At 54.0% G+C, this 23,073-nt stretch carries 25 protein-coding genes; 9 read left to right on the plus strand and 16 right to left on the minus strand.

The annotated features are described in order from the left end of the window. Window positions 1-39: 39 nt before the first annotated feature. Complete coding sequence (locus SMB34_RS03720; RefSeq protein WP_037987723.1) at window positions 40-939, minus strand: DMT family transporter; 900 nt, start codon at window positions 937-939, stop codon at window positions 40-42. A gap of 130 nt (window positions 940-1,069) precedes the next feature. Further along, window positions 1,070-1,603 carry a gamma carbonic anhydrase family protein gene (locus tag SMB34_RS03725; protein ID WP_007091625.1) on the minus strand — a complete coding sequence of 178 codons (534 nt, stop codon included), beginning with the start codon at window positions 1,601-1,603 and terminating at the stop codon, window positions 1,070-1,072. A 202-nt stretch (window positions 1,604-1,805) separates the two neighbouring features. Here SMB34_RS03725 and SMB34_RS03730 point away from each other — a divergent pair, with 202 nt between their 5' ends. After that, a complete protein-coding gene (locus SMB34_RS03730; protein WP_037987724.1) occupies window positions 1,806-2,600 on the plus strand; it encodes a substrate-binding periplasmic protein in 795 nt (264 codons plus the stop codon). Between the two features lie 14 nt (window positions 2,601-2,614). Here SMB34_RS03730 and SMB34_RS03735 read toward each other — a convergent pair whose 3' ends face one another. Next, window positions 2,615-3,490, minus strand: a complete 876-nt coding sequence (locus SMB34_RS03735; RefSeq protein ID WP_037987787.1) for a DMT family transporter — start codon at window positions 3,488-3,490, stop codon at window positions 2,615-2,617. 109 nt (window positions 3,491-3,599) lie between these two features. Between SMB34_RS03735 and SMB34_RS03740 the strand changes: the two genes are divergently transcribed. After that, window positions 3,600-5,006: an aminotransferase-like domain-containing protein gene (locus SMB34_RS03740; RefSeq protein WP_037987725.1), complete on the plus strand. Its 1,407-nt coding sequence runs from the start codon at window positions 3,600-3,602 to the stop codon at window positions 5,004-5,006. Window positions 5,007-5,069: 63 nt separating this feature from the next. On the opposite strand, the gene argC is transcribed toward SMB34_RS03740, so the two are convergent. From argC to SMB34_RS03755, 3 genes are all read right to left on the minus strand, one after another. Next, complete coding sequence (gene argC, locus SMB34_RS03745) at window positions 5,070-6,116, minus strand: N-acetyl-gamma-glutamyl-phosphate reductase (protein WP_037987726.1); 1,047 nt, start codon at window positions 6,114-6,116, stop codon at window positions 5,070-5,072. Window positions 6,117-6,289: 173 nt separating this feature from the next. Continuing rightward, window positions 6,290-7,618: a hypothetical protein gene (locus SMB34_RS03750; RefSeq protein ID WP_037987727.1), complete on the minus strand. Its 1,329-nt coding sequence runs from the start codon at window positions 7,616-7,618 to the stop codon at window positions 6,290-6,292. Between the two features lie 27 nt (window positions 7,619-7,645). Next, complete coding sequence (locus SMB34_RS03755; RefSeq protein ID WP_037987728.1) at window positions 7,646-8,539, minus strand: GNAT family N-acetyltransferase; 894 nt, start codon at window positions 8,537-8,539, stop codon at window positions 7,646-7,648. A 387-nt stretch (window positions 8,540-8,926) separates the two neighbouring features. On the opposite strand from SMB34_RS03755, the gene SMB34_RS03765 reads away from it, so the two are divergent. Then, window positions 8,927-10,090: an alpha-hydroxy acid oxidase gene (locus SMB34_RS03765; protein ID WP_037987730.1), complete on the plus strand. Its 1,164-nt coding sequence runs from the start codon at window positions 8,927-8,929 to the stop codon at window positions 10,088-10,090. Between the two features lie 373 nt (window positions 10,091-10,463). Here SMB34_RS03765 and SMB34_RS03770 read toward each other — a convergent pair whose 3' ends face one another. After that, window positions 10,464-11,432: a hypothetical protein gene (locus tag SMB34_RS03770; RefSeq protein WP_037987731.1), complete on the minus strand. Its 969-nt coding sequence runs from the start codon at window positions 11,430-11,432 to the stop codon at window positions 10,464-10,466. Window positions 11,433-11,524: 92 nt separating this feature from the next. Between SMB34_RS03770 and SMB34_RS03775 the strand changes: the two genes are divergently transcribed. Further along, a complete protein-coding gene (locus tag SMB34_RS03775; RefSeq protein WP_156962633.1) occupies window positions 11,525-11,989 on the plus strand; it encodes a hypothetical protein in 465 nt (154 codons plus the stop codon). A 308-nt stretch (window positions 11,990-12,297) separates the two neighbouring features. On the opposite strand, the gene rpsI is transcribed toward SMB34_RS03775, so the two are convergent. From rpsI to SMB34_RS03805, 6 genes are all read right to left on the minus strand, one after another. Further along, window positions 12,298-12,783, minus strand: a complete 486-nt coding sequence (rpsI, locus tag SMB34_RS03780) for a 30S ribosomal protein S9 (protein WP_007091635.1) — start codon at window positions 12,781-12,783, stop codon at window positions 12,298-12,300. Then, complete coding sequence (gene rplM, locus SMB34_RS03785) at window positions 12,783-13,250, minus strand: 50S ribosomal protein L13 (protein WP_007091636.1); 468 nt, start codon at window positions 13,248-13,250, stop codon at window positions 12,783-12,785. Before rplM ends, rpsI begins: the two co-directional genes overlap by 1 nt. Window positions 13,251-13,410: 160 nt before the next feature. After that, a complete protein-coding gene (locus SMB34_RS03790) occupies window positions 13,411-13,869 on the minus strand; it encodes a PaaI family thioesterase (RefSeq protein WP_037987788.1) in 459 nt (152 codons plus the stop codon). Between the two features lie 161 nt (window positions 13,870-14,030). Then, window positions 14,031-14,594: a hypothetical protein gene (locus SMB34_RS03795; RefSeq protein WP_156962634.1), complete on the minus strand. Its 564-nt coding sequence runs from the start codon at window positions 14,592-14,594 to the stop codon at window positions 14,031-14,033. Next, a complete protein-coding gene (locus SMB34_RS03800) occupies window positions 14,594-14,881 on the minus strand; it encodes a hypothetical protein (RefSeq protein ID WP_037987734.1) in 288 nt (95 codons plus the stop codon). Before SMB34_RS03800 ends, SMB34_RS03795 begins: the two co-directional genes overlap by 1 nt. Window positions 14,882-15,137: 256 nt before the next feature. Next, the gene (locus SMB34_RS03805; protein WP_037987735.1) at window positions 15,138-16,040 is read right to left on the minus strand and encodes a hypothetical protein; all 903 of its coding nucleotides are present in this window, start codon (window positions 16,038-16,040) and stop codon (window positions 15,138-15,140) included. 155 nt (window positions 16,041-16,195) lie between these two features. Between SMB34_RS03805 and SMB34_RS03810 the strand changes: the two genes are divergently transcribed. Together SMB34_RS03810 and SMB34_RS03815 are read left to right on the plus strand one after the other, a co-directional pair. Continuing rightward, entirely contained in the window at window positions 16,196-17,005 is an 810-nt protein-coding gene (locus tag SMB34_RS03810) for an enoyl-CoA hydratase (RefSeq protein ID WP_037987736.1), read from the plus strand. An 87-nt stretch (window positions 17,006-17,092) separates the two neighbouring features. Beyond that, window positions 17,093-17,728, plus strand: coding sequence for a LysE family translocator (locus SMB34_RS03815; protein WP_037987791.1), 636 nt, complete (start codon window positions 17,093-17,095; stop codon window positions 17,726-17,728). Here SMB34_RS03815 and SMB34_RS03820 read toward each other — a convergent pair. After that, complete coding sequence (locus tag SMB34_RS03820; protein WP_037987737.1) at window positions 17,700-18,581, minus strand: protein-methionine-sulfoxide reductase heme-binding subunit MsrQ; 882 nt, start codon at window positions 18,579-18,581, stop codon at window positions 17,700-17,702. The genes SMB34_RS03815 and SMB34_RS03820 overlap by 29 nt on opposite strands. Window positions 18,582-18,789: 208 nt before the next feature. Between SMB34_RS03820 and SMB34_RS03825 the strand changes: the two genes are divergently transcribed. Continuing rightward, window positions 18,790-19,233, plus strand: a complete 444-nt coding sequence (locus SMB34_RS03825; protein ID WP_051682113.1) for a CoA-binding protein — start codon at window positions 18,790-18,792, stop codon at window positions 19,231-19,233. An 83-nt stretch (window positions 19,234-19,316) separates the two neighbouring features. Here SMB34_RS03825 and SMB34_RS03830 read toward each other — a convergent pair whose 3' ends face one another. Further along, window positions 19,317-19,958, minus strand: a complete 642-nt coding sequence (locus SMB34_RS03830) for a hypothetical protein (RefSeq protein ID WP_007091645.1) — start codon at window positions 19,956-19,958, stop codon at window positions 19,317-19,319. A gap of 173 nt (window positions 19,959-20,131) precedes the next feature. Next, on the minus strand, window positions 20,132-21,031 hold the full coding sequence (locus tag SMB34_RS03835; protein ID WP_076519535.1) for an OmpA family protein: 900 nt from the start codon (window positions 21,029-21,031) through the stop codon (window positions 20,132-20,134). A gap of 244 nt (window positions 21,032-21,275) precedes the next feature. On the opposite strand from SMB34_RS03835, the gene SMB34_RS03840 reads away from it, so the two are divergent. Together SMB34_RS03840 and SMB34_RS03845 are read left to right on the plus strand one after the other, a co-directional pair. Further along, on the plus strand, window positions 21,276-22,256 hold the full coding sequence (locus SMB34_RS03840) for a mechanosensitive ion channel family protein (RefSeq protein WP_240478739.1): 981 nt from the start codon (window positions 21,276-21,278) through the stop codon (window positions 22,254-22,256). Window positions 22,257-22,421: 165 nt separating this feature from the next. Beyond that, on the plus strand, window positions 22,422-23,003 hold the full coding sequence (locus SMB34_RS03845) for a DJ-1/PfpI family protein (protein ID WP_037987738.1): 582 nt from the start codon (window positions 22,422-22,424) through the stop codon (window positions 23,001-23,003). Window positions 23,004-23,073 lie beyond the last annotated feature (70 nt).

A 23,073-nucleotide genomic window follows, 5' to 3' on the forward strand; every position in this document is an offset into this window, starting at 1 on the left:
CCGTCCTTTAATTCGGGGCGATGAAACCCCGGATATTGATCAAATGGCAACTTTGGGCCGACGCCCCATCATCGGCAACAACTGCACCCCAATGATCGCGGCAAGGATAACACCGCATCCGGCATATTCGGCGGGTGCCAACCGCTCGCCCAGGAAAAACGCCCCGGCAATTGCGGCAAATACCGCCTCGGCACTCATGATGATCGCGGCATCTGCTGCTTCGGTATAATTCTGCGCCACCGCCTGCAGGGTAAAGGCGATCCCGGCCGACATGATCCCGGCATAAAGGATTTCAAACCCGGCATTATGAATATCGGCAAAGCTGAAAGTCTCAAGCATGCCACCCATCACCATGCCGAAAATACCGGTAATGAAGAATTGCACCGTCGCGACCAGTGCCGGGGCGTTGGTGCGCGTTACCATTATACCGATCATCACCACCTGAACAGCCCAGAACAGCGCACTTCCCATCACCCAGAAATCACCTTTACCAAGTGCCGAGAGGTTCCCGCCACTCAGAAGATATGTACCAAAAACGCACATTATTCCGCCCGGCCAAACCGACCAATGCGGCTTTGCCCGGAAAACAGCGAAAGCCAGTACCGGTACCAGAGGCACATAAAACGCCGTCAGAAACGCAGCATTGGTCACGGTCGTATCCATGATGCCGATCTGTTGCAGGATGCTGGCCAGATACATTGAAACGCCGGTAACGATCAGGCCAAGCGTGTTGCCCCTCGAAAGCGTCCGTCCTTCGCGCTTCATTTTGCGCAATTCACGCAGCGCAAACGGCAGCACCACGAACGTCCCCAAAAGGAACCGCACACCGGTAAAATATTGCGGGCCAATATTGTCCATGCTGGTTTGCTGGACGACAAAAGTCGTACCCCAAATAAGGGCAACAAAGACGATTACGGCATTCGCCTGCCAACGCGTCATTTCCCGGTTCCGTTTCCTGATCGCCGGGCGTGGTGGCGCGCGGCCTGTTCATATGGTTTTTCTGAATTACTTGCTATCGTAGCGTCCTGCCACAGGCAAGAAGATCCTCTGCGTTTGACAATCGCGATTGTTACTCAGATTTCAGGTCATCGGGAATTGTCACACGATATTCCTGCGCAAGATCGGCATAACGATCCGCAGATACTTTGAAAAACTCGATTTCTTCCTGCGTCAGATCTCGCACCTTGCGTGCCGGGACACCGGCCCAAAGTTCCCCCGCCGGAATGCGTTTTCCGGGTGCCAAAAGCGCCCCCGCCCCGAGCATTGCGCCCTGCTCGATCACACAACCATCCATGACCGTGGCACTCATGCCGACGAAACTTCTGTCTTCCAGTGTGCAGGCATGGATGACGGCGGAATGGCCAATAGTAACATCGTCGCCGATATAGGTTCCAAACTTTCCCTTGGCGACATGCACCATGGTCAGGTCCTGAATATTGGTCCGCGATCCGATGCGAATTTCATGCACGTCACCACGAATGACGCAGCCAAACCAGATCCCGGTCTCCGCCCCGATTTCAACATCGCCAATGATGGTCGCATTCGGCGCGATAAAGGCCGTCTCGTCAATAGTCGGGCGTACCCCGCGATAGGACAGGATCATGGTCTAACGACCTTTCACTTCTGGGATCGGTTTTCACTGGCACTGCACTTGCCCGTTACCGGGAAAATAGCGGCATCTTGATTTGGCAGTTTAAATTCTAACATGTGGATATGGAAACCCCGTTCTCATTCAAATCGTGAAGATGCACGCAATTCAGTATTTTTCCCTCTTTGCAGGCTTCCGTCACGCCAGCATCATGATAATGATGGCGGCAACGGCGTTTTGCGGCACAATCCTTACGAATGGCGATGCGTACGCGCAGTCCACCGGGCCAAGCTCAAGCGAATTGCGCGTGGCATTTTCGGTCTGGGAACCATTCGTGATCGACGATGAAACAGGACGACACGGGATCGACATGGCGATCCTGACAGAACTGTCCCATCGCATGGACAAGTCTCTGTCGCTACATCCCTGCCCGTGGCGGCGATGTCTTAAAATGCTTGAAGATGGCGATATCGACATTCTTTCAAGCTTTGCCTACACCGCCGAACGCGAAAAATTCGCGTTTTACATCAAACCACCTTATAGCCGCGTCAGCCCGGTTTTCTATGTCCGGCAAGGCAAAAATACGCACATCGCGCAATATGCCGATCTTAAAACGCTTGCAGTCGGGGCGGTCGTTGATTCCCGCTATTTCGAACCATTCGATAGCGATAGATCGCTGAACAAATTCGAAGCCAGCAGCGAAATGCTGCTTCTGCGTATGCTTGAGGCAAATCGCGTCGATACCATTGTCGGGTCTGATGCCAATGTCGATTTTGAAATCCGGCGCAACAACCTTGATGATATCATTAGCAAGGCCGCATTTCGCCCGGACCATCACAACGACATCCACATTGCGGTATCGCGCAATTCCCCGCTAATGAGCCAGACAGACCAGATATCGAAAATCATCACCGACCTGCGCGAAGAGGGTTTTATTGCCAGGGTACATGCACGTTACTGGCCTGCCAGTGACGATGCAGCGGATGCAGGCAAACCAATCCACAGCGAATGAATAAAGCCGCCGCCCTATCTGGAAAACCGCTTTGCCCCGGCAACACAGGCAACGACCCCGACGGTGACCGCCATCATGGTCACGCCAACAGGTTCCGCCAAGACGATCCCCGCCAAAAGCAGACCAAAGAACGGCTGCAACAATTGTAATTGCCCGACCCCGGCAATGCCGCCAAGCGCCAGTCCCCGATACCAGAAGAAAAAACCGATCAGCATGCTGAACAGAGAAACATAACCAAGACCAAACCATGCCGGACCGCCAACTCCAGCAAAGCTAACTGGCAAGGTCGCAACGCAGAATGCCGCCATCGGCAAAAGCGATATCACCAACGCCCAGCAGATCACCTGCCATCCACCAAGACGGCGCGACAGTTTTGCACCCTCGGCATAGCCAAGCCCGCAAACGATAACCGCGCCAAGCATAAAAAGATCACCGCGTAACGCCCCGGCACTGCTTCCTGTGGCGGCAAATCCGGCGACCAAGCCGCTACCGACAATCGAAAACAGCCAGAATACGGGTTGTGGCCTTTCACCACCGCGCAAGACGCCAAAAATCGCTGTCGCCAAAGGCAGCAAACCGATGAAGACAATTGATCGTGCTGACGTGATATGTTCAAGCGCAAGGGCCGTTAACAATGGAAACCCGACAACCACCCCACCGGCAACCACCAGCAACGACATCCAGTCTGATTTCTGTGGACGGTTTGGCCGCGATATCAGAAGCAAAGTCGCGGCAAGCAGTCCGGCAATCGTTGCGCGCGCCACCGTAAGAAACAGCGGATCGAAATCCATGACAGCAATCCGGGTCGCAGGCAGCGATCCACTGAAAATCAGGATACCGATCAACCCGCTAATCCAGCCGCCACTTGATCTTTGAACTGCAATTGCCATCAAAACCTCCGTCATGTGCGAAGGTTTATCTATGGCTTGCCAGCATCGAACCGAACAGACACAATAAAATACAATTTGAACAAACTGTACTGATTACAGGAACAATACAGTGGCACCTGACGGGGCATCAAAACAACCCGATGACGGAACACTTGTCACCCGCGTCATGAATGTCATTCGCGACCGGATTGGCACGCGCAACCTGCTTGCGGGGGATCGTCTGCCATCCATCCGTGGCTTTGCCCGTCAAATGAAGGTGTCGAATTCGACGGTTGTCGAAGCCTATGATCGACTGGTGGCCGAAGGCGTTATTCAGGCCAGACGCGGATCGGGGTTTTATGTCGCCCCTCATACCGCCCCGCTTTCAATCGCCCGGATCGGACCGAAACTGGATCGGGCGATTGATCCGTTCTGGGTCTCACGACAGTCGCTTGATGCGCGCCCAGATATGCTAAAACCCGGTTGCGGCTGGCTTCCGGCGGACTGGATGCCCGAAACCGCAATCAGGCGCGCATTGCGCAGCCTGTCGCGCGCCGATGACGCCACACTGGTCGATTACGGAACTCCGCTTGGCCTGGCATCCTTGCGTCATTTCCTGTCCCGTCGCATGGCGGGATACGGCATTGATGCCCATCCCGACCATCTGCTTCTGACAGAGTCAGGAACCCAGGCAATCGACATGCTGTGCCGTTTTTTGATCGCACCGGGCGATACGGTTTTGGTTGATGATCCGTGTTACTTCAATTTTCAGGCATTGCTGCGCGCGCATCGCGCCAATATCGTTGGCGTCCCCTTTACCGAAAATGGCCCGGATGTGGATGCCTTTGCCCGGATCGCCGCAACAACGAAACCGCGCCTTTACATTACCAATTCCGGCTTGCACAACCCGACCGGTGCGTCACTTTCCCCAATGGTTGCGCATCAGGTTTTGAACATCGCCGAACAGCACGACCTGATCATCATCGAAGATGATATCTTTGCCGATTTCGAAAACACCCCTGCCCCGCGGATGGCGGCACTGGGCGGGCTAGAGCGCGTAATCCATATCGGCAGCTTTTCCAAAACTCTCTCGGCGTCGGTTCGATGCGGGTATATCGCAGCCTCTCCGGACTGGATCGACGGTCTGACCGATCTTAAAATCGCAACCGGTTTTTCCAGTCCGAATTTATCCGCCGAACTGATTTTTGCGGTTCTCAAGGACGGCACCTATCGCAAATATATGGAAACCCTGCGCGATAGACTGGCACGCACGATGACCATCACAGAAACCCGGCTTCGCAACCTTGGCATCACACCGGCAATCAATCCCGATGCTGGTCTGTTTTTATGGTGCCGCTTGCCCGATCACATGGATGCGGCAACCCTGGCCCGAAACGCGCTTTCCGATGGTGTGGTTCTTGCCCCTGGAAATGTTTTCAGCATCTCGCAAACAGCTGGAAACCTGATGCGCTTTAACGTCGCCCAATGTCAGGATGAACGTATCTTCAGGGTGCTTGAACGCGCGCTTGAAAAATAAAACGGGGCGCAATCCTTTTGGACAGCGCCCCATTTTTTTCTGTTTTGACGATCCGATACCGGATTACGGGAACAGCGGCTCGATCTCGAGCCCCATGGTTTCCGGCAGGCCCAGCATGACATTCATGTTCTGAACTGCTTGGCCAGATGCCCCTTTAACAAGGTTGTCTTCGACCGCCACAATGATCACCCGGCCCGGCACCCGATCCTTGACCACCCCGATCAGAACATAGTTTGATCCACGTACGTGACGTGTCTGCGGGGTTACGCCAAACGGCAGGACCCGCACGAACGGCTCATCGGCATAACGTTTTTCAAGGGCGGCCTGAATGTCTTCGGCCGTCGTGCCATCGGTCATTTTGACATAGATGCTTTCAAGGATGCCCCGGCTCATCGGCATCAGATGCGGGGAAAAATTCACCACGACATCCCGCCCTGCGGCCCAGGCAAGGCCCTGCTCGATTTCTGGCGCATGGCGGTGCCCGCCGGTGCCATAGGCATGAATGCCTTCGGTGACCTCGGCATACAGAATGCCTTCCTTGGGCGAACGGCCCGCACCGGTGACACCGGATTTCGCATCAATGATGATGTCATCGGCATGCACCAGCTTCTGTTCCAGAAGCGGTGTCAGCGAAAGCTGCACCGGGGTTGGATAACATCCCGGATTGGCCACCACACGCGCCTTTTTGATCTTTTCACGGTGCAGTTCAGTCAGGCCATAAACCACATCCTTCTGCAAATCCTGTGCGGCATGTTCCGCCCCGTACCATTCCTTGTAGGTCGCGGCATCAAACAACCGGAAATCCGCCGACAAATCGACAACTTTGACATGATCAGGCAAACCGGCAATCACTTCCTGTGTCGTGCCATGCGGCAGCGCACAGAAAATCACATCGACCATCGACCAGTCGGCATCCTCGATCCGGATCATGGTCGGCAATTTCAGATGGGCAAGATGCGGGAAAACCTCCCCGAACGGACGCCCGGCGCGTCGGTCTGCGGTCAGCAGGGTGATTTCAGAAGCGGCATGGTGCGCAAGAATACGAACCAGTTCCGCCCCGGTATATCCGCTGGCACCGAGAATTCCGACTTTGACCTTAACGTCGCTCATTTCAAATCCTGCTCCTTTAGGCTCGCCCGGACCTTTATGGTCACCGGGCGCGATTAACGGGCGGATGTTGGCAAACAAGCCCCGCAGATGCAAGCCCTTAGGCGGCTTTTCCCCTGCATTGCGCGATCATGCCCCATGCAGGGATGACATGCATCACAGGGAAAAGTTGCCTTTTACGGACGTCGGGATTTGCGCACATTGGCCGGACAGGCGCGCTTATCCTCAGGCAGAACAGTATAAAACCGTTCGATTTTCTCAAACCCCGTCGGTGCTGCCACCGGATAATCCGAAACATATCGATGATCCGAAAGACCAAAATCGCTGGCTTTCAAGCCCGATCGCTGTTGCCAGATACGGCGATGGGTATCGGACAATGTGATTTCCGGATCATCAATCAGGAAAATCGCATCACGTGCGATCCGGTCGTTATATTTGTGCTGGGATGGCAACCACGCGGCAAGCTGACGGCGCAATTCTCCCGGGCTTGGCACCTTGCGCGTCCGGCTGGCAAACCTGACCATCTTTGCCGACAGATCGGAAACATTGCCGGGCGGGGCCATGCCATGTGTCGCCATGTCGATAAAATAAGCCAGATCAATTTCCGTCGGATCACGACCGATAACAGGCTTTAGCGCAGCATAAATCTTGAAAAACCGGGCGATTTTTCCGCCATCGGCATTGGCTGCATCATAAACGCGGCGATAGGCACGCTGCACTTCGGGCAATGCACCATATCGTGCGAACCTTTCGGTGAAATCGGCCCGACGTTTCGGATCGATCCAGATCGCACACAGGATATCAAACGCACTTTGATTATTGCCCAGCGCCAACCGGTGAATCGCATCGGTATGCGGGCCAAAGACGGCATTGAGCAACCCGGGATTGGCCCGTTCGGCGGCAAAGACAATCTGCTGGATTTCCGCCCCTGCCCCGGCGGTCGCCCCGCGCGGCCCCCAGGTCAGATAGGCATTGGGATCGTTAGTATAACACCACGGATCCCCTTCCAGATATCGCTTGCCGCTCCTCGGGTTGCGCGACTGGCAGAAATTGAACTGGATGGCGTCGTAATCCGTGCCTTCCAGTGCGAAGGTCAGATGATTGGCCCGCGTGATCGCATCGGGAAAGGGCTGTTCTGCCGGCATCAGCAACCTCCAGAGCCCGACCGTGATCGCGCCGGGATTCGCACCACCGATGGCCGCTTTAACACTCGGATCAAGACAGGGCTGTAAATCCATGATCGCGTTGCGCGTCTTGGCGCCAACAATACCATCCGTCGCGCCATAGGCCGACGTGCTGCCGCGCTTGCAACTTGCCGCGGCCACAAACAACCGACCCTGAAAATCGGCAACCGCGCCATATTTCCCCAAAACCAGCGGCCTGTCTTCAAAACGATACAGGACTTGGGATAAATTCTGTGCGGCTGCATCAACCGGCATTATACCGGCAAATAGCCCTGCCACCAGTCCAAGGACCGGCAGCAGGATTTGTTTAAAACGCAGCAATCTCTCAGGCCCGGTCACGGGCGCACCTCACGGACATGAAATCGGTTCGGGCAGCTTAACCGGGCTCGCCAACAACGCCAAGCGATACGCGCCGCCACATTCGAACCCGATGGCCTCATAAGCCTTTGCCGCCGCTGGGCTATCCGTTGACAACACAGCACAGGTCACGCCGCGCGCCCGTGCCGCCAGAAGCGTTTTCGCGACCAAGATACGGGCATAGCCATTGCCGCGCTGTTCGGGCGGCGTCCAGACCGGGCCGATCTGGACCATGTCGGGCAGTTCGGCGTTGAACCCCGAAAGACTGACCGGCACACCATCCACCACAAGCACCCACATGTTGCGGTCATTTAGCGCATGGACAAGGCGACTGGCGATCCGGCTATCAAGGGCTGGCGTATCCTGCCCGCCCAATGCCTCGATCTCGTAGGCGCGCAGCCAACGCAGCAGCGTATTGCGATCAATCCGTTCGGCATCAACCATCTGGAAACTGTCCGACCGCACATTTTGCGGCAGGATCAGGTTGGCAAGATCAAGCCGATAAAAGGCATCGCATGCATTGATTGCAAATTCCGCATCGCCAAGCCCAAGCATCTCGATCACGCTTTTCGCCTGATCCGCCGGACCATAGAAACCAGCCACCGCCTGCGTATTTTCGGAACGAAACAGATCAATCAAACCACGCGGCACCGGTTTACCGCCGGTTTGCACAAAGACATTACCGTTGCCAAATATCGTCAAAACCGCCGTCACCGCCCCATCGCTGGAAACTTCACCGTAATAGCAGCCTGAAAGCGGATGATGACGTCGGTTCATGCCGGTTTTTCGCAAATTGCTGCGCAGGACCATGCTGGTTTCGGCATGGGTCGCGAGAAATGCGTCAAGGGCATGAAGATCATCATCTTGCAGCTTTCTGTACTGCATATCGTGGGTCCCTTTCTTTGGGCTTCAGGTAATTGCCAACCTTCCGAATTGGCATAAAAAAAGACCGCTCCGTCAGCGGCCCTTCACTTATCGCAAGGTAATCCAACAGAGGTTCAAACAATTATGTCTTGAAAGCTCGTCGCATTGTTCCAACCATCGGATGTCACCTTAAATTCAAAAAATATCTCTTCGATGGATTGTTATTATCACAACCTTTCGAATTTTCGATCCTTCTTTTTAAAATTCTTTTCCGACCACAACATCACCCTGATTCCGGAATACGGAAACAATTTGGGCCCTACAAGAAGCTGATTTTCAATTCGGTTTGCGATAACCTCCGAAACTGGTATTACCATTACCGAGCGCATTTTATTCGGAGTTGACCTCATGCCAGTGATTACCTGCGTCGAAGACCTGAAACGCATCTATAAACGTCGCGCACCGCGCATGTTTTACGATTACGCAGAATCCGGAAGCTGGACCGAGCAGACATTCCGTGAAAACACCACCGACTTTCAGGATATTCACCTGCGTCAGCGGGTCGCGATCGACATGGCCGGGCGCTCGACCAAAAGCCGGATGATCGGTCAGGATGTCGCCATGCCTGTCGCCCTTGCCCCGGTCGGACTGACCGGCATGCAATGCGCAGACGGCGAAATCAAGGCTGCCCGCGCAGCAGAGAAGTTCGGCGTCCCTTACACATTGTCGACCATGTCAATCTGTTCAATCGAAGATGTTGCCGAGAACACCTCCAAGCCCTTCTGGTTACAGGTTTACACACTCAAAGACGACGATTTCATGAAGCGGCTTTTTGACCGGGCGAAAGCAGCCAAGTGCTCGGCCGCGGTCATCACGGTGGACCTTCAGATGCTTGGGCAGCGCCACAAGGACCTGAAGAACGGTCTGTCTGCCCCGCCCAAGCTGACCGTCAAATCGGTCGCCAACATGATGACAAAGGTGCAGTGGGGGCTGGGTATGCTTGGCACCAAGCGCCGCTTCTTTGGTAACATCGTCGGCCATGCCAAGGGGGTTGCCGACCCCTCTTCACTAAGCACCTGGACCGCCGAAGCGTTCGATGAATCACTTGATTGGGACCGTATTCGCGAGTTCCGCAAAATGTGGGATGGGCCCTTGATCATCAAGGGGATCATTGATCCGCGTGATGCCCTGGAAGCCCTTAACGTTGGCGCAGATGCCATCATTGTTTCCAACCATGGCGGACGCCAGCTTGATGGTGCCTTGTCCTCAATCCGTGCATTGCCTGCCATCATGGATGCCGTCGGTGACAAGATCGAGGTCCATCTTGATAGCGGGATCCGTTCCGGCCAGGATGTGCTGAAGGCACTGGCACTGGGTGCCAAGGGCACCTATATCGGGCGCGCTTATGTTTATGGTCTGGGCGCAATGGGCGAAGCCGGTGTGACCAAGACGCTTGAGATCATTCACAAGGAACTTGAAGTTTCCATGGCGCTTTGCGGCCATACTGACGTGACCAAGGTGGATCGCGATATTCTGATGGTCCCGCGCGATTTCTCGGATCGTTGGCAGTAATGTGGGTTTCGGTGCGTGTGTTGGCCAAGTTAACCGCCCTACCGCCCCGCTGACCCACAGAACGATCTAACAACGAAAATACGGCGTCTTTACAGGGTAAAGACGCCGTATTTCATTTGGAGCCAGAAGTAGTGCCCAAAGTCGGCAAAATGATGCTGGTTGATTGTCCATCTTCCGTTTCATTTCTGTGCCTTGGCATAACCCAATCCACAAAAGAAAAAGCGCCCCCCCCCCAAAAGTGACGCTTTTCCTGTAATGGATCATCAGCCCGATAGCCTAAAATGAGTTAACGCTTCGCTACTAGAAACAGCATTTTTTATAATATCTTACAGTATATTGTAGTTTCCGCGTGATAGCTATGTGGAGCACTTAATTATTCCAACTTTAGGTTCCCAATTTCGTCACCCTGCATCCAAACCTTCACGTCATCTCCATCTACGGAAAAACATATATGTACTCCATGCTCTGGGTCTGTTTTTTCACATGGAATTGGTCTGGTAGCTATCTGAAATCCCTTTCCAGAAATTCCCTCCACATCCAGCACTAGTTCTCTTTCTGGGGTTTTAGAAATACTGATCCGCATGTTGCCATTCACCATAGGCGGAAAGACAACCGGCTCACCGTTCGCAAACCAATCCGGATGCGTATCGCTCTTCAGCCAAAAACTTATCGCCCCCTTGCCGTCAGTAAACTCCGGTTTATTTACCTCAATGTCTGCAACTTTCACACCGTCGACAAATTGCTCTGACAGCCCCTCCGCCCCAAGCTGATTAGAAATTGCATCTCTTAGTGGAAATAACCCTGACAAGACCGTTCGAATCAAACTTCCCAGCAGAGCAAATACCGCGCCCTCCCCATTGGTTTCCATTAAGTGGTCCATTTTGTTGTAGGTAGCAACATCATTCTTCCCGTATCCAAGATGCACGCCACCGTAATTATTTGAGACGTATTTGATTAATTTTCTCGCCGTTATGTCCTCCCCGCTGACCACGCCCAATGAATGACCTAAAAACTCTTCCAGTTTAAGAGGAACCCAGTGCTGACCTGATGGTGCACGTTCCCCATTGTTTTTAATATATTGTTTCATGCCTTCTGGAAGCTCTTCTAGTTCATCAGGAGCATCCCCCCATCCTCGCACGACAAACCGTAATGGGATTTTTGTTCTTCTGTTAGCCACATGAGCAAGGACATCTCCATCGATCAACAGCTGCCTCAAAAGACGCCCGGCATTAATCCTGTGGTAAAGGTAATTGCTATCCCTCAGGTCCCATAAATCTTTGAGAACATGCAAAAATAGTCTCTCAGCAAACACTTGATTAGTTGGGAATTTTTTATCGCTCATAAAACCATCAACCACTATGCACAATTAAACATCCTATAATTGTTTCAAACCATACGATACAATCTTTCCGTTCAAGTTTGGAAGGATGGCAAATGGCACCACACACTATGGAGAGCATAGCACAGGAGTACAACAACGAGGTGATCATCCCCAAGGGGTTTTGGATAGCTGAGGAAGCTAGCAAGGATATATTCGATAGAGACGATTGGCTTTTTCTAAAACGGATAGCCCAACTAGGACCAACAACTGATACCAAAATCAGCGACGTGAAGGTGGGTGATAAAAAACTCAACTGCATGCATAAAACCCAACCCAAAAGGAATTTATCTATTTTTTATCGCCGCATAGACACAAACTGCATCATGGTTATTGGAGTTGGGCGTCATGAAAAGACAAACAAAAAATATGATGTGAACTGGTGTGATGGAACACGCAAAATGATTGACCTAAGCAAAACCAATCAAAATGGCTCTGAATATCTTGCCAACCCAATCGGGGGAACGTTTTCATTCCAAACACTGGATGTTGTGATTAACAAAGATTTTCTCGAACCATAGTCGACCTAAACTCGACGGTGCGCTGTCTTCCATTCGGGCGCGTTTGTCTATGGTCTGGGCGCAATGGGCGAAGCCGGTGTAACCAAGGTGGATCGCGATATTCTGATGATCCCGCGCGATTTTTCGGATCGTTGGCTGTAACGCAGTAGAATCTATTACATACCGCTGGACCAAACAAAAAGCGGCGTCTTCCGTGGTGAGGACGCCGTTTTTTTGTTGTCCTGACACACGATCCCGCAAAAAGAAAAAGCGCCACCCGAGGGTGACGCTTTTCCAATAAAATCGCGAGCCTGTTGCCCGAAAACGACTTAACGTTTCGAGAACTGGAAGCTACGACGTGCTTTGGCGCGACCGTATTTTTTACGTTCGACTGCACGGGAGTCACGGGTCAGGAAGCCGCCTGCCTTGAGCGACGGACGCAGTGCCGGCTCAAACAGGGTCAGCGCGCGCGAGATACCGTGACGAACGGCACCGGCCTGACCGGAAAGACCACCACCGGTAACGGTGCAAACGACGTCGAACTGATCTTTACGGTTGGCAACGCCGAACGGCTGGTTGATCACCATGCGCAGAACCGGACGTGCGAAGTAATCTTCGAATTCGCGGCCATTGACGGTAACTTTACCCGAGCCCGGTTTGATCCAGACGCGTGCAATTGCGTTCTTACGACGACCGGTTGCATAGGAACGGCCCTGTGCGTCGATCTTCGGTTCCGGCAGGGTGCCTTCTGCAGCAGCAGCTTCACCGCCCTGTGCCAGATCCTTGAGATCTTCAAGAGTTTTGGTGTCGGCCATTACTTAGCACTCCGCTTATTCTTGTCGTTCATTGCGGCAAGATCGAGAACTTCCGGCTTCTGTGCATCATGCGGATGCTCGGTACCGGCATAGACGTGCAGCTTGGAAAGAACCTGGCTGCGCAGCGGACCACGGGACATCATACGCTCGACAGCTTTGATGATCACACGTTCCGGATGCTCGCCATTCAGCAGCTTGTCCATGGTGCGTTCTTTGATGCCGCCCGGATAACCGGTGTGCCAGTAGAACTTCTTATTCTGAAGTTTACGGCCGGTCAGTTTGACTTTTTCGGCATTGACGATGACGATGTGATCGCCACAATCCATGTGCGGGGTAAACATCGCTTTGTGTTTACCACGAAGACGGTTGGCAACAACGGCAGCAAGACGGCCGAGTACGACGTCTTCTGCGTCGACTACAAACCATTTGCGCTCGATGTCACTCGGTGTCGCAGTGAAGGTTTTCATAATTTAATACTCGAAAACTGGGTTCCACGGAGGGAATCGCCCCTCGTTGAAAGTCGGCGCAGTATGCCAGCATTAAACAGGAAAGCAACAGGAATATTTCGTTATATTTCAACAACTTAAATCAATAGGTATTATTTTACCACATTGATTTTCATCATTTTCATACCGGTTTCGGCTCCGCCCCCTTTTCCGGCGGCATGGCATAGGTCCCGATGACATGCGCGCAAAGTGCGCCATCAACAGCCGACCGGATATGGCATTCCGCAATCAGAAGCCGCTTCCCGGCCTTGAGGATTTTCGCCTCCGCCAGCAAATCACCCGGCTTCGCCCCGGAAAGGAAATGCACCGTCGCCTCGGTCGTCACCGCCAGATCGGCCTTGGGTACCACAAGCCACGCCACCGCATAAAGCGCAATATCGGCCAGCGCAAAGATCGCCGGGCCACAAATCACATTGCCCGGCCGGATATGCCGTTCGTTAAACGGCAGGCGCAACAAGGCGCGCCCCCCCGAAAGTTCTTCGGTTCGTACGTTCATATCCCCGACAAACGGAACTTTCTCGCGCATGATCACATCAAAATCAGCAGGCGTTATACCCGTGCGGGGTGGCATGGCTGTCATTGCGGGTTCCTCCCTGTCGCCACCCTTGCCTTTGGTAGCACTGTTTCCTTTGAACACAGCCTGACATAACGTTTACGTTAACGTCAATATTTTCGAAGAACCAGACACCCTTGATGATCACAACCGGTGCCGCATAGAAACGCCCCCGAAAATCCCCTCTCCTACCCGCCAAGAATTGACGAAAGCTCGATCACCGTTATCCAGATCACGGCCAAAATCACAATGACCGTAATCAGGAAGGATCCGATATTGGGCAACCACTTTTCCCCTCCACGCCGCTTCACGGCAGCCCCAGACAATGCAGTCGGCCTGAGCGCATTTGCGTGGACAGGAATTTCTGGTGGATGCCCCGGCAAGGCTTCGGAAAACACACCGGGCCGGGTTTGTGGGAGCTTGGAATGCATCGTGTCGTCACCATCTTGGGTAATGGAGCGGTGTCCAAAGGGCGTCAGGATCGAAATGAAATCAGCAAACGGTTTAACGTCTTCGGATATCGTTTCGGTCGCTGCGGTACTGGGATTTGTTTTTTTGGGTTGCTCGCCGCTTTCGCGCGGATCACTGTCGCGGGCATCCTGATCCGGGTTAGGATCAATCGGGTCCTGCACCCACGATATATTACCATCTGGCTGGTTATTATCCATGCCCTGCATGTGCGCCCGACGGCGGACACCGGCCGACACCAGACGCGCTGGCGCCGCGCGATCCACCCCTGATATACGTGCCATCATCGTGATAACAGAACAGCAAGTTCTGAATAGGTCGCGAGGATCACACTCGCAATTACGATACTGACAATCAGGGATGCACTGGCGCGCGGTAATTTTTTCCGCAACCAGTCATTCAGATCGAAATTGGAATTGATATCGGATGTGGGTCGTTCAAATCTTGGCCTGACCGGACCACGCAGGATAACTGTGGGCTTGTCCACTTCATCGTTGGACGCCCAGTGATACCGGTTTTCCGGAAGGTAAACCGGGTGGCGGTCTTCCTGACCTTTTACGTCACTTTTCATGGCGACTACGGCGCTACCTCCGCCGTCTCCTGCAACAAGGGTTAATGTCACATTCCAGCCCCTGCCTTACCCGGCATACCTTGCCAGCCAATACAGGGTTCCCCCTCGTCTTGCACTCTCCCCATTACGCATAATTACGAATCATAAAATCCCCTGTCACACGCTTAAGCGTGCAACACGGTATAATAGTCCCCACATTTAGGCAGGTTTGAGGCAAAGTTCAGGAATTGATATTCTATTCTGGATTGCTTTCACGCTATCCGCTGATCAATTTGCCAAGCTCGGTATAAACCAGCACCAGAACATAGCCGACAGCAATGGCTGCAACCATATATGCACCCAGCTTCGGCAGGACTTTATCAAGCGCCAAAGCATTTCTGCGTTCCGTTGCTTTTTTGTTGGCCCGGCGCTGCTTGGTGGCTTTCCGGCCGCCCACGCGTGCCGAATGTGCCGGCGATACGATGCCGGCATTAAGTCGACGGGCTTCTTCCTGACTAAGCCAGTTTGCACTGTTATCAGGCAGATCGATATTGCCAGATCCATTGCGCGATGTGGATTTCAGATCATCTACACGACCGGCAATATCGTTATGCATATCCATGCCGGTTTGCGCCCCATCGCCCAGACTTTCCAGATATTCCCTATACGCACTTCCTGTCCCGTCATCCCCGCCCCGCAGGTCTTCCTGCGCGGCATTTGTCTGCGCCCCATTGGGTTGGGCCTGATACAGGGCGGCATTTCCGGCAAGGACGTGACGATTGGGTTTCGGCCTGTCGCCCGGTTTACCGGTACTGCGCAGATCATTTGCGGTAACCGGCTTTATCTTTTTCGGCGCGGCGGGTTTCGGTCCCGCCATTGCCGTCCCGGAAATATCACGCGCCATATCGGGATCAAGGGCGCTGACATCCGGGTTATCCGGATCTTTTTCCGGTCGGCGGGGCTGAAGGATTTCGGGAACGTCAAACCCGCGGCTTAACAACCGGGCGCGTGCCTCGGCGCGCTGACGTTCCATGTCCCAGTCTATGGCCTCCTTACGGTCATAGCGTTTCATTTTCGTCTTGGCGACCGGCGAAACCGGCTGGCGCTTTTTAACGATTTCCTTGGTCGTGACAAAACGACCAGGAGCCCGCTGTGGTTTACGTTTTTCGTCGTCGGTCATTTCCCACTGCCCATAAACGGGACCGCCCCACAGGTCAGGATCATTATTGTGGTATTTTTAGTTTCCAACAAAACCGGGACGTGAAATTCTACAACGACAGTATATTGACGTAAAAGTAAAAAACATACAGTGCGCGCCATCACAGGGAGGCATAAATGACCAGAAACTCGCCCAACAGCCACACAGATGAAACCAGCCTTGTACTGCGCAAAGACGAGGGCCCGGTCGCAACCCTGACCCTGAATGCCGCCAAAAGCCGCAATGCCCTTTCCGGGGCGATGATGGCGGCTCTGCACACGGCATTGGATCAGATCGCAGGCGATCCTGCCATTCGCTGTGTGATCCTTGCGGCAAACGGTCCGGCTTTTTGTGCCGGTCATGACCTTAAGGAAATGAACGGCATTTCCACCTGCGACGGCCATGCGGCCCTGTTTTCCCAATGCAGCGCGCTGATGATGCGGATTGTCACCCTGCCCCAGCCGGTGATCGCACGCGTTCATGCCGTGGCGACCGCGGCTGGTTGCCAACTGGTGGCAAGCTGCGATCTTGCCGTTGCCGGAACATTTGCAAAATTTGCCACACCCGGCGTCAATATCGGGCTGTTCTGTTCGACCCCGATGGTCGCACTCAGCCGCAATGTATCGCGCAAACATGCCATGCGCATGCTGTTGACCGGTGACCCGATTGATGCCCGAACCGCGTGGCAGATGGGGCTGATTTCCGATGTCGTCGAAGATGACGACCTGATCACCGCAACTGACGACCTTGCCAAACGCGTCGCATCACGTTCGGGCATGACGGTAAAACTGGGCAAGGAAGCATTCTACCGCCAGCTCGAAATGCCATTGTCCGACGCTTATGCCTATGCATCCGGGGTGATGACCGACAACATGCAAAAACACGATGCGCGCGAGGGGATCGGGGCATTCGTTGAAAAACGCCATCCGGAATGGCGGCATGAATAGGCGCGATATTGCCCGTTACTTTGCCCTCGACTTCCCCTGTCGGCTCTGGCTTGATAATTGCTGAAAATCACCCGAAGGAGGGGAATGATGAATTTGGAAATCTGGCTTACCTTCGTTCTGGCCTGCTCAATCGTGCTGGCCATTCCCGGTCCGACCATCATGCTGGTGGTCAGCTATGCCCTTGGCAAGGGCCGCCAGACCGCATGGGCGACGGTTCCGGGTGTTGCGCTGGGCGACCTGACCGCGATGACGGTTTCGCTGGCCGGTGCCGGTGCGTTGCTGGCGGCATCGGCAAATGCGTTTACGGTGCTGAAATTATGCGGCGCGGGATATCTGATTTATCTTGGCATCAAGATGTGGCGCGAAAAACCGGGATTACTGGAAGATAACCCGGATGCCAAACGCAACCGACCGTCACGCATGTTCCTGCAGGCCTATATCGTGACGGCCTTAAACCCCAAAGGCATCGTGTTCTTCATTGCCTTTGTGCCGCAATTCGTCAATGCCTCGATGCCCATATTGCCGCAATTCGTGATTATGACCGCGACCTTTGTCTCGCTGGCGGCGGTCAATGTTGCGATCTGGGCAATCATGGCCGGTGCCCTGCGGGAAAAATTCCGCAAACCGACCGCCATGTTGCGCCTGACCCGTGCAGGCGGTGCCGTCATGATCGGTGCGGGCCTTCTGACCGCCCTTACCCGCCGCGCGAACGCTGCGGCCTGACCGACAGGGATGATGCGATCTGGCCCAGCCATTCACGGCCGATCGCATCACGCCCGAACAGGCTGATCACCACGACAACCAATCCGCACAGCAACACATTCCATGCCGGTCGCAACGGCCACATGAATTCCAGATTGGCGACCAGAACGGCCGACGGCGGCACACCGGTCGCAAACCCATACCACGCATATTCAATCCCTGCCGTTGCCAGCCCGGCCAGAACCGCGATTGAGACCAGAACGAACGGCGATCGCAGCGACAAGTCGCGCGCATGCGCCGCACGATACAGCATAAGTGCAACAAAAAATCCCGACATCAGGGTCGCTTCGCTGACATCGATCTTTGACTGCATAAAGAAATGCAGGGCCGCCAACACGCCAATGCCATAACTGATCTTGTGCAACCGGGTCCAGTTCCTGCCAAGCTTGCGCATGGCTGATTTGGTCGATGTAATCCCAAGAATGACAAGCCCCGTCAGCGCAACAAAGCCAATGGTCAGGTAAATCCGTACCAGAATTTCATTAGCCACGCGCAGCACATCCCATGACTGGCTCAGCATATATAACAACAGATGGGTTAAGGCATATCCCAACGCCGCCAAACCAACCTGACGGCGAATTTGGACAAGCTTGCTGGCACGTGTAATCCTGCGAAGCGGCGTGATCAGAAGCGAGATCAGCAACATCCGGATCGCCCAGTCCCCGCTTTCAAGGATCGCTTCCTTGACCGGAATGGTCGCCCCGCCTTCGGCAATCACCGGCCAGAGAATGAAACAGCCCGGCACAAGCAGCAGCACAAACACGGTCAGCTTAAAAACCGAAAATCTGCCGGACGGATCAAGCCATGGAAACATGCGGGATACCTTTGGTGTTTTGGGTAATGGGCAATATATCCCCTACTCAACCCTGTTTCGTTCAATCCGTCAGTTAAATTTGCCATCAACTTTCTGCGAGCGTCGCGGCATCACATAATCCCGACGCCAGAAGATTGCAGCAGCAGATCAAAACCTTATGTATCATACAGACATAACGATGCCGCATCGCAAACCAAAGGCAGATGACATGAGCGATTTCAAAAATCCCGACGACAATGCCACGCAGGCATTGCTTGAACGTACCAAGACAATTGCGCTGGTCGGCGCCAGCCCGAAACCCGAACGCCCGTCAAACGGTGTGATGAAGTTCCTTTTATCGCGCGGCTATCACGTCATTCCGGTCAATCCCGGCCAGGCTGGCGGTGAAATCCACGGTCAAAAGGTCTTCGCAACCCTTGGCGATATTCCTGAGCCGGTCGATATGGTCGATATCTTCCGCAATAGCGAGGATGCCGGTGGCGTGATTGACGAGGCCATTGCGATTGGTGCCAAATCCGTCTGGATGCAGCTTGGCGTCATCAACATCAGTGGTGCCACCCGCGCGCAGGATGCCGGGCTTGATGTCGTGATGAACCGTTGCCCGGCAATCGAAATCCCCCGTCTTTTCGCCCCGGACTGGAAAGTCGCCTGACACGGCGCGCCGGACCGACGCCAAAAACACAAAAGGCACCGCGTGATGGCGGTGCCTTTCATTTCATACCAAGCAGGCCGAAATCAGCCGCGACCGCACATTTTCATCAAATCGGGAACCAGCCCCTGATTGCCGATGAAATCCGGCTGCACGGCACTGGTCACCGTGTAGGTCGTCGTCGCTTCGTCAACCAGCGGATCGTAAAGTCCCGACGTTTCCATCACAAGCGACATCACGCCATCGGACTTGATCCGTAGCGCAGCAAAGCCATTGGCATATTCGGTACGGGCGCATTCCTTGCCAAGAATCTGGTCAAACTGCCCGACAAGCGCATAGCGCGGGTTTTCGATCAGATGGTCACGTTTGGCAACAGCACCGGCAATCAGACCGGGACGGGGAATATATTTGCCAAAACGAACCTGTGACTGGACGATATAACCGTCCGGGAAATAAACTGCGACGTCCTCGGCAAGAAGGATGCGATCACCGATGACCTGACCGGACCGCAAAAGTGCCTTGATCCGCTTGCCCGGAATTTCGCCCGAAAAGGCATTGAAACGAAGATACTTGCCGTCACCGCGCTCGGCGGCATAAAGCTTTTCAAATGGTACTGGTGGCGTTTTATCTGCAGCAGCCCCTGGTCGGGCAAAACTTCCGGCCATGATAACAACGGCCATCGCGCAGATACCGGCACCGCGCAATGAACGGCACAAATTTCTGATCATCTTCCCCCGTCTCTCCCTTTCACGGCTCGGATACCCCGCAGACATTAGGTGTATTGCGTCCAATTTCAACCGTTATTCACAGGATTAAATCTGTATTTAATCGACTATCCATAAAAAACAACGGGGTGGCATTATGCCACCCCGTTGCCGAAGATTTGGTAAACGATCGCGTATTAGTCGATCGAGATGGTCACGCGACGGTTACGCGGTTCACGAACACCATCCGGAGTCGGGATAAGCAGATCGCTCTCGCCAACAGCTTCGCTGTCAACCATGTCGCCTTTAACACCACGTTTGGTCAGCTCTGACAGTGCCGAAGAAGCACGACGCTCCGACAGACCCTGGTTATAAGAAGCCGCACCCGACGCATCGGTATGGCCAACGACGGTCACGTTGCTCATGCTCGACGCCCACTGCTCGGCAGCGGCATCAAGAACACGCTCGGAAACCGGGGTGATCGCGGTGCTGTCAAAGTCGAAGAAGATGGTGAACAGACGCGGCGCGGCTGCAACCGGTTCCGGTGCCATTTCTTTCGGCTCTTCCGCACGCAATTCTGACATTGCGGCTTCGAAATCTTTCCAGCACTGGCTGATCAGATCGGTCTGCCAACCTTCTTCGCTTTCTTCGATCCAGCAATCGAAACGAGCCTGCGCAATTGCGGCCGTATCCGGTTTTGCTTCACGCTTGCCATCGTCAAGAAGAGCGATCAGTTCATCACGAACGGCGCGCTTCTGTGCGATTTCTTCGGCGTCAAAACGCCAGTTGGCCGGATCTTCCGGAAGAATCGTTTCGTTTTCAGCGACCTTGCCTGCTTTCTTCGCAAAGAAGTCGGCGTCGAAGAAATCGTACCATTCATCGGCTTCACGCTGTGCGTATGCGATATATTCGGCTTTAAGCGCCTTGCCGAACGCAGTTGAAGGTTCCGCGCCGGTAATCGCACCATTCACGGAGTTACCGTAAGTAAACGGGTTACCGCCATACGGGACTGCCGTACCCGAGTTGTCGACACTGCTACACGCGCTAAGAAGGGCGATGCCCCCGATAGCACAGATAAAAGACGGACGAAGCTGCATGTTTTTGCCCCTATAGTTCAGGTTGTTATTCACTAACCAACAATATCACCAATGATGGTCATATTATGTCTCTAAACGACCGAAAATACGAAAAGTTCCATAACACTAGGTTCAGGTGGTACTTTGAGGTCACTTTTCAAGATCGCCTAAACCTGCGATGCTGAAGCATCATAAGCTAGTATGTGGGCTTTATACTACAACCCATGTTAGCAGCACATACAATCTCTGAGCAAGTGAGGTTTAAATGATGGAAACAGATATGGCGACGATTGCCGAAATGCTAAAGGCATTTGCGCTGGGCTTCGGGATGGATCTGCTGGGTGCGGTTCTGATTCTGATTGTCGGCTGGTGGGTCGCTGGTCGCGCCTCCGCCCTGGTCCGCCATTCCCTGAAGAATGCAAAATTTGTCGACGCGACGATCAAACCCCTTGCCGCAAACATTGTGCGCTACCTGATACTGATCTTTGTCCTGATCGCCGTTCTGTCGAATTTCGGCGTCCAGACCGCAAGCATCATCGCCGTACTTGGTGCCGCCGGTCTTGCTATCGGCTTGGCCCTGCAAGGGACATTGTCCAACATTGCCGCTGGCGTAATGATCCTGATCCTGCGACCAATCAAAGTCGACGAATTCATCGAAGCGGGTTCTGTTTCGGGCACCGTGGTTGAAATCACCCTGTTCACGACGCTGTTCAAAACGGCAGACGGGGTCTATGTTTCCGCTCCGAACTCGCAAATCTGGAACAGCGCGATCAAAAACTATTCGCGCAATCCGACCCGTCGTCTGGATATCAAGGTTGGTATTTCTTATGACGATGATGTCGATGCCGCACTTGATTTCCTTAAAAATCTGGTTGCAAGCGATCCGCGCGTTCTAAAGGACCCCGAACCCATGAGCTTCGTTGCCAACCTTGGCGAAAGCTCTGTCGATCTGACAGCACGCGGCTGGACCAGCACGCCCGATTACTGGGCGACTTTCTGGGATCTCAGCCGTCGTTCGAAAACGGACCTTGAAGCCGCCGGTTACGCGATTCCCTTCCCGCAGCGCGACCTGCATATCAAAGAAGGTGTCGAAACCGCATCAACGGCCCTTCCGACAAAGGCCGCCCCGGCGAAAAAGCCTGCAACACGCAGCACGGCAGCAAAACCGGCGACCAAGGCGACGGCGGCCAAAGCCACAGCAGCCAAAAACCCCACTGCCAGCAAATCAACAACCACCAAAAGCTGATTTGTCATAAAAATTTGATCTGCCAAAGGCGGCCCCATCCGGGCCGTCTTTTTTTGTTTCACGCAATCCGTTTCGCCCGTTTTGACGCGTAGTAGCCCGCTGTTACCCGCTGATCCCTGCCATGATCTATAGTTTTCAGATCACAACAAACGGGAGGATAAAATAATGTCAGCGAAAAAAATCCTGATGCTGGTCGGCGATTATGCCGAAGATTACGAAACCATGGTTCCGTTCCAGACGCTGCTTGCCGTTGGCCATTCGGTTGACGCCGTCTGCCCCAACAAAAAAGCCGGTGATTCGATTGCGACCGCCATTCACGATTTCGAAGGCGATCAGACCTACAGCGAAAAGCGCGGGCACAATTTTGCGCTGAATGCCGATTTCGAAAAAGCCCGGGTGCAGGACTATGATGCCCTTCTGATCCCCGGCGGGCGGGCGCCGGAATATCTGCGCTTAAACGAGGATGTCATCCGTCTGGTTCGTGACTTCAACGATGCCGACAAACCGATTGCCGCGGTCTGCCACGGTGCGCAAATTCTTGCTGCGGCGGATATCCTCAAAGATCGCCGTGTATCTGCCTATCCGGCCTGCGCCCCCGAAGTACGCCTTGCCGGTGGGACTTATGCTGAAATCGCGATTGATGATGCCTGCATCGACGGCAATCTTGTCACCGCACCGGCATGGCCGGCACATCCAAAATGGCTGGCCGGTTTCCTGACCCTGCTTGGGACTGAAATCAGCCTCTAGAACAATCGGCGATTGCCTTTCGGCACGGTTTGCCGGACCATGACCCTGTAACCAGCCACCGACGTTCCAT

This window comes from Thalassospira permensis NBRC 106175 (assembly GCF_000714555.1).
GTDB classification, from domain to species: Bacteria; Pseudomonadota; Alphaproteobacteria; order Rhodospirillales; family Thalassospiraceae; genus Thalassospira; species Thalassospira xiamenensis.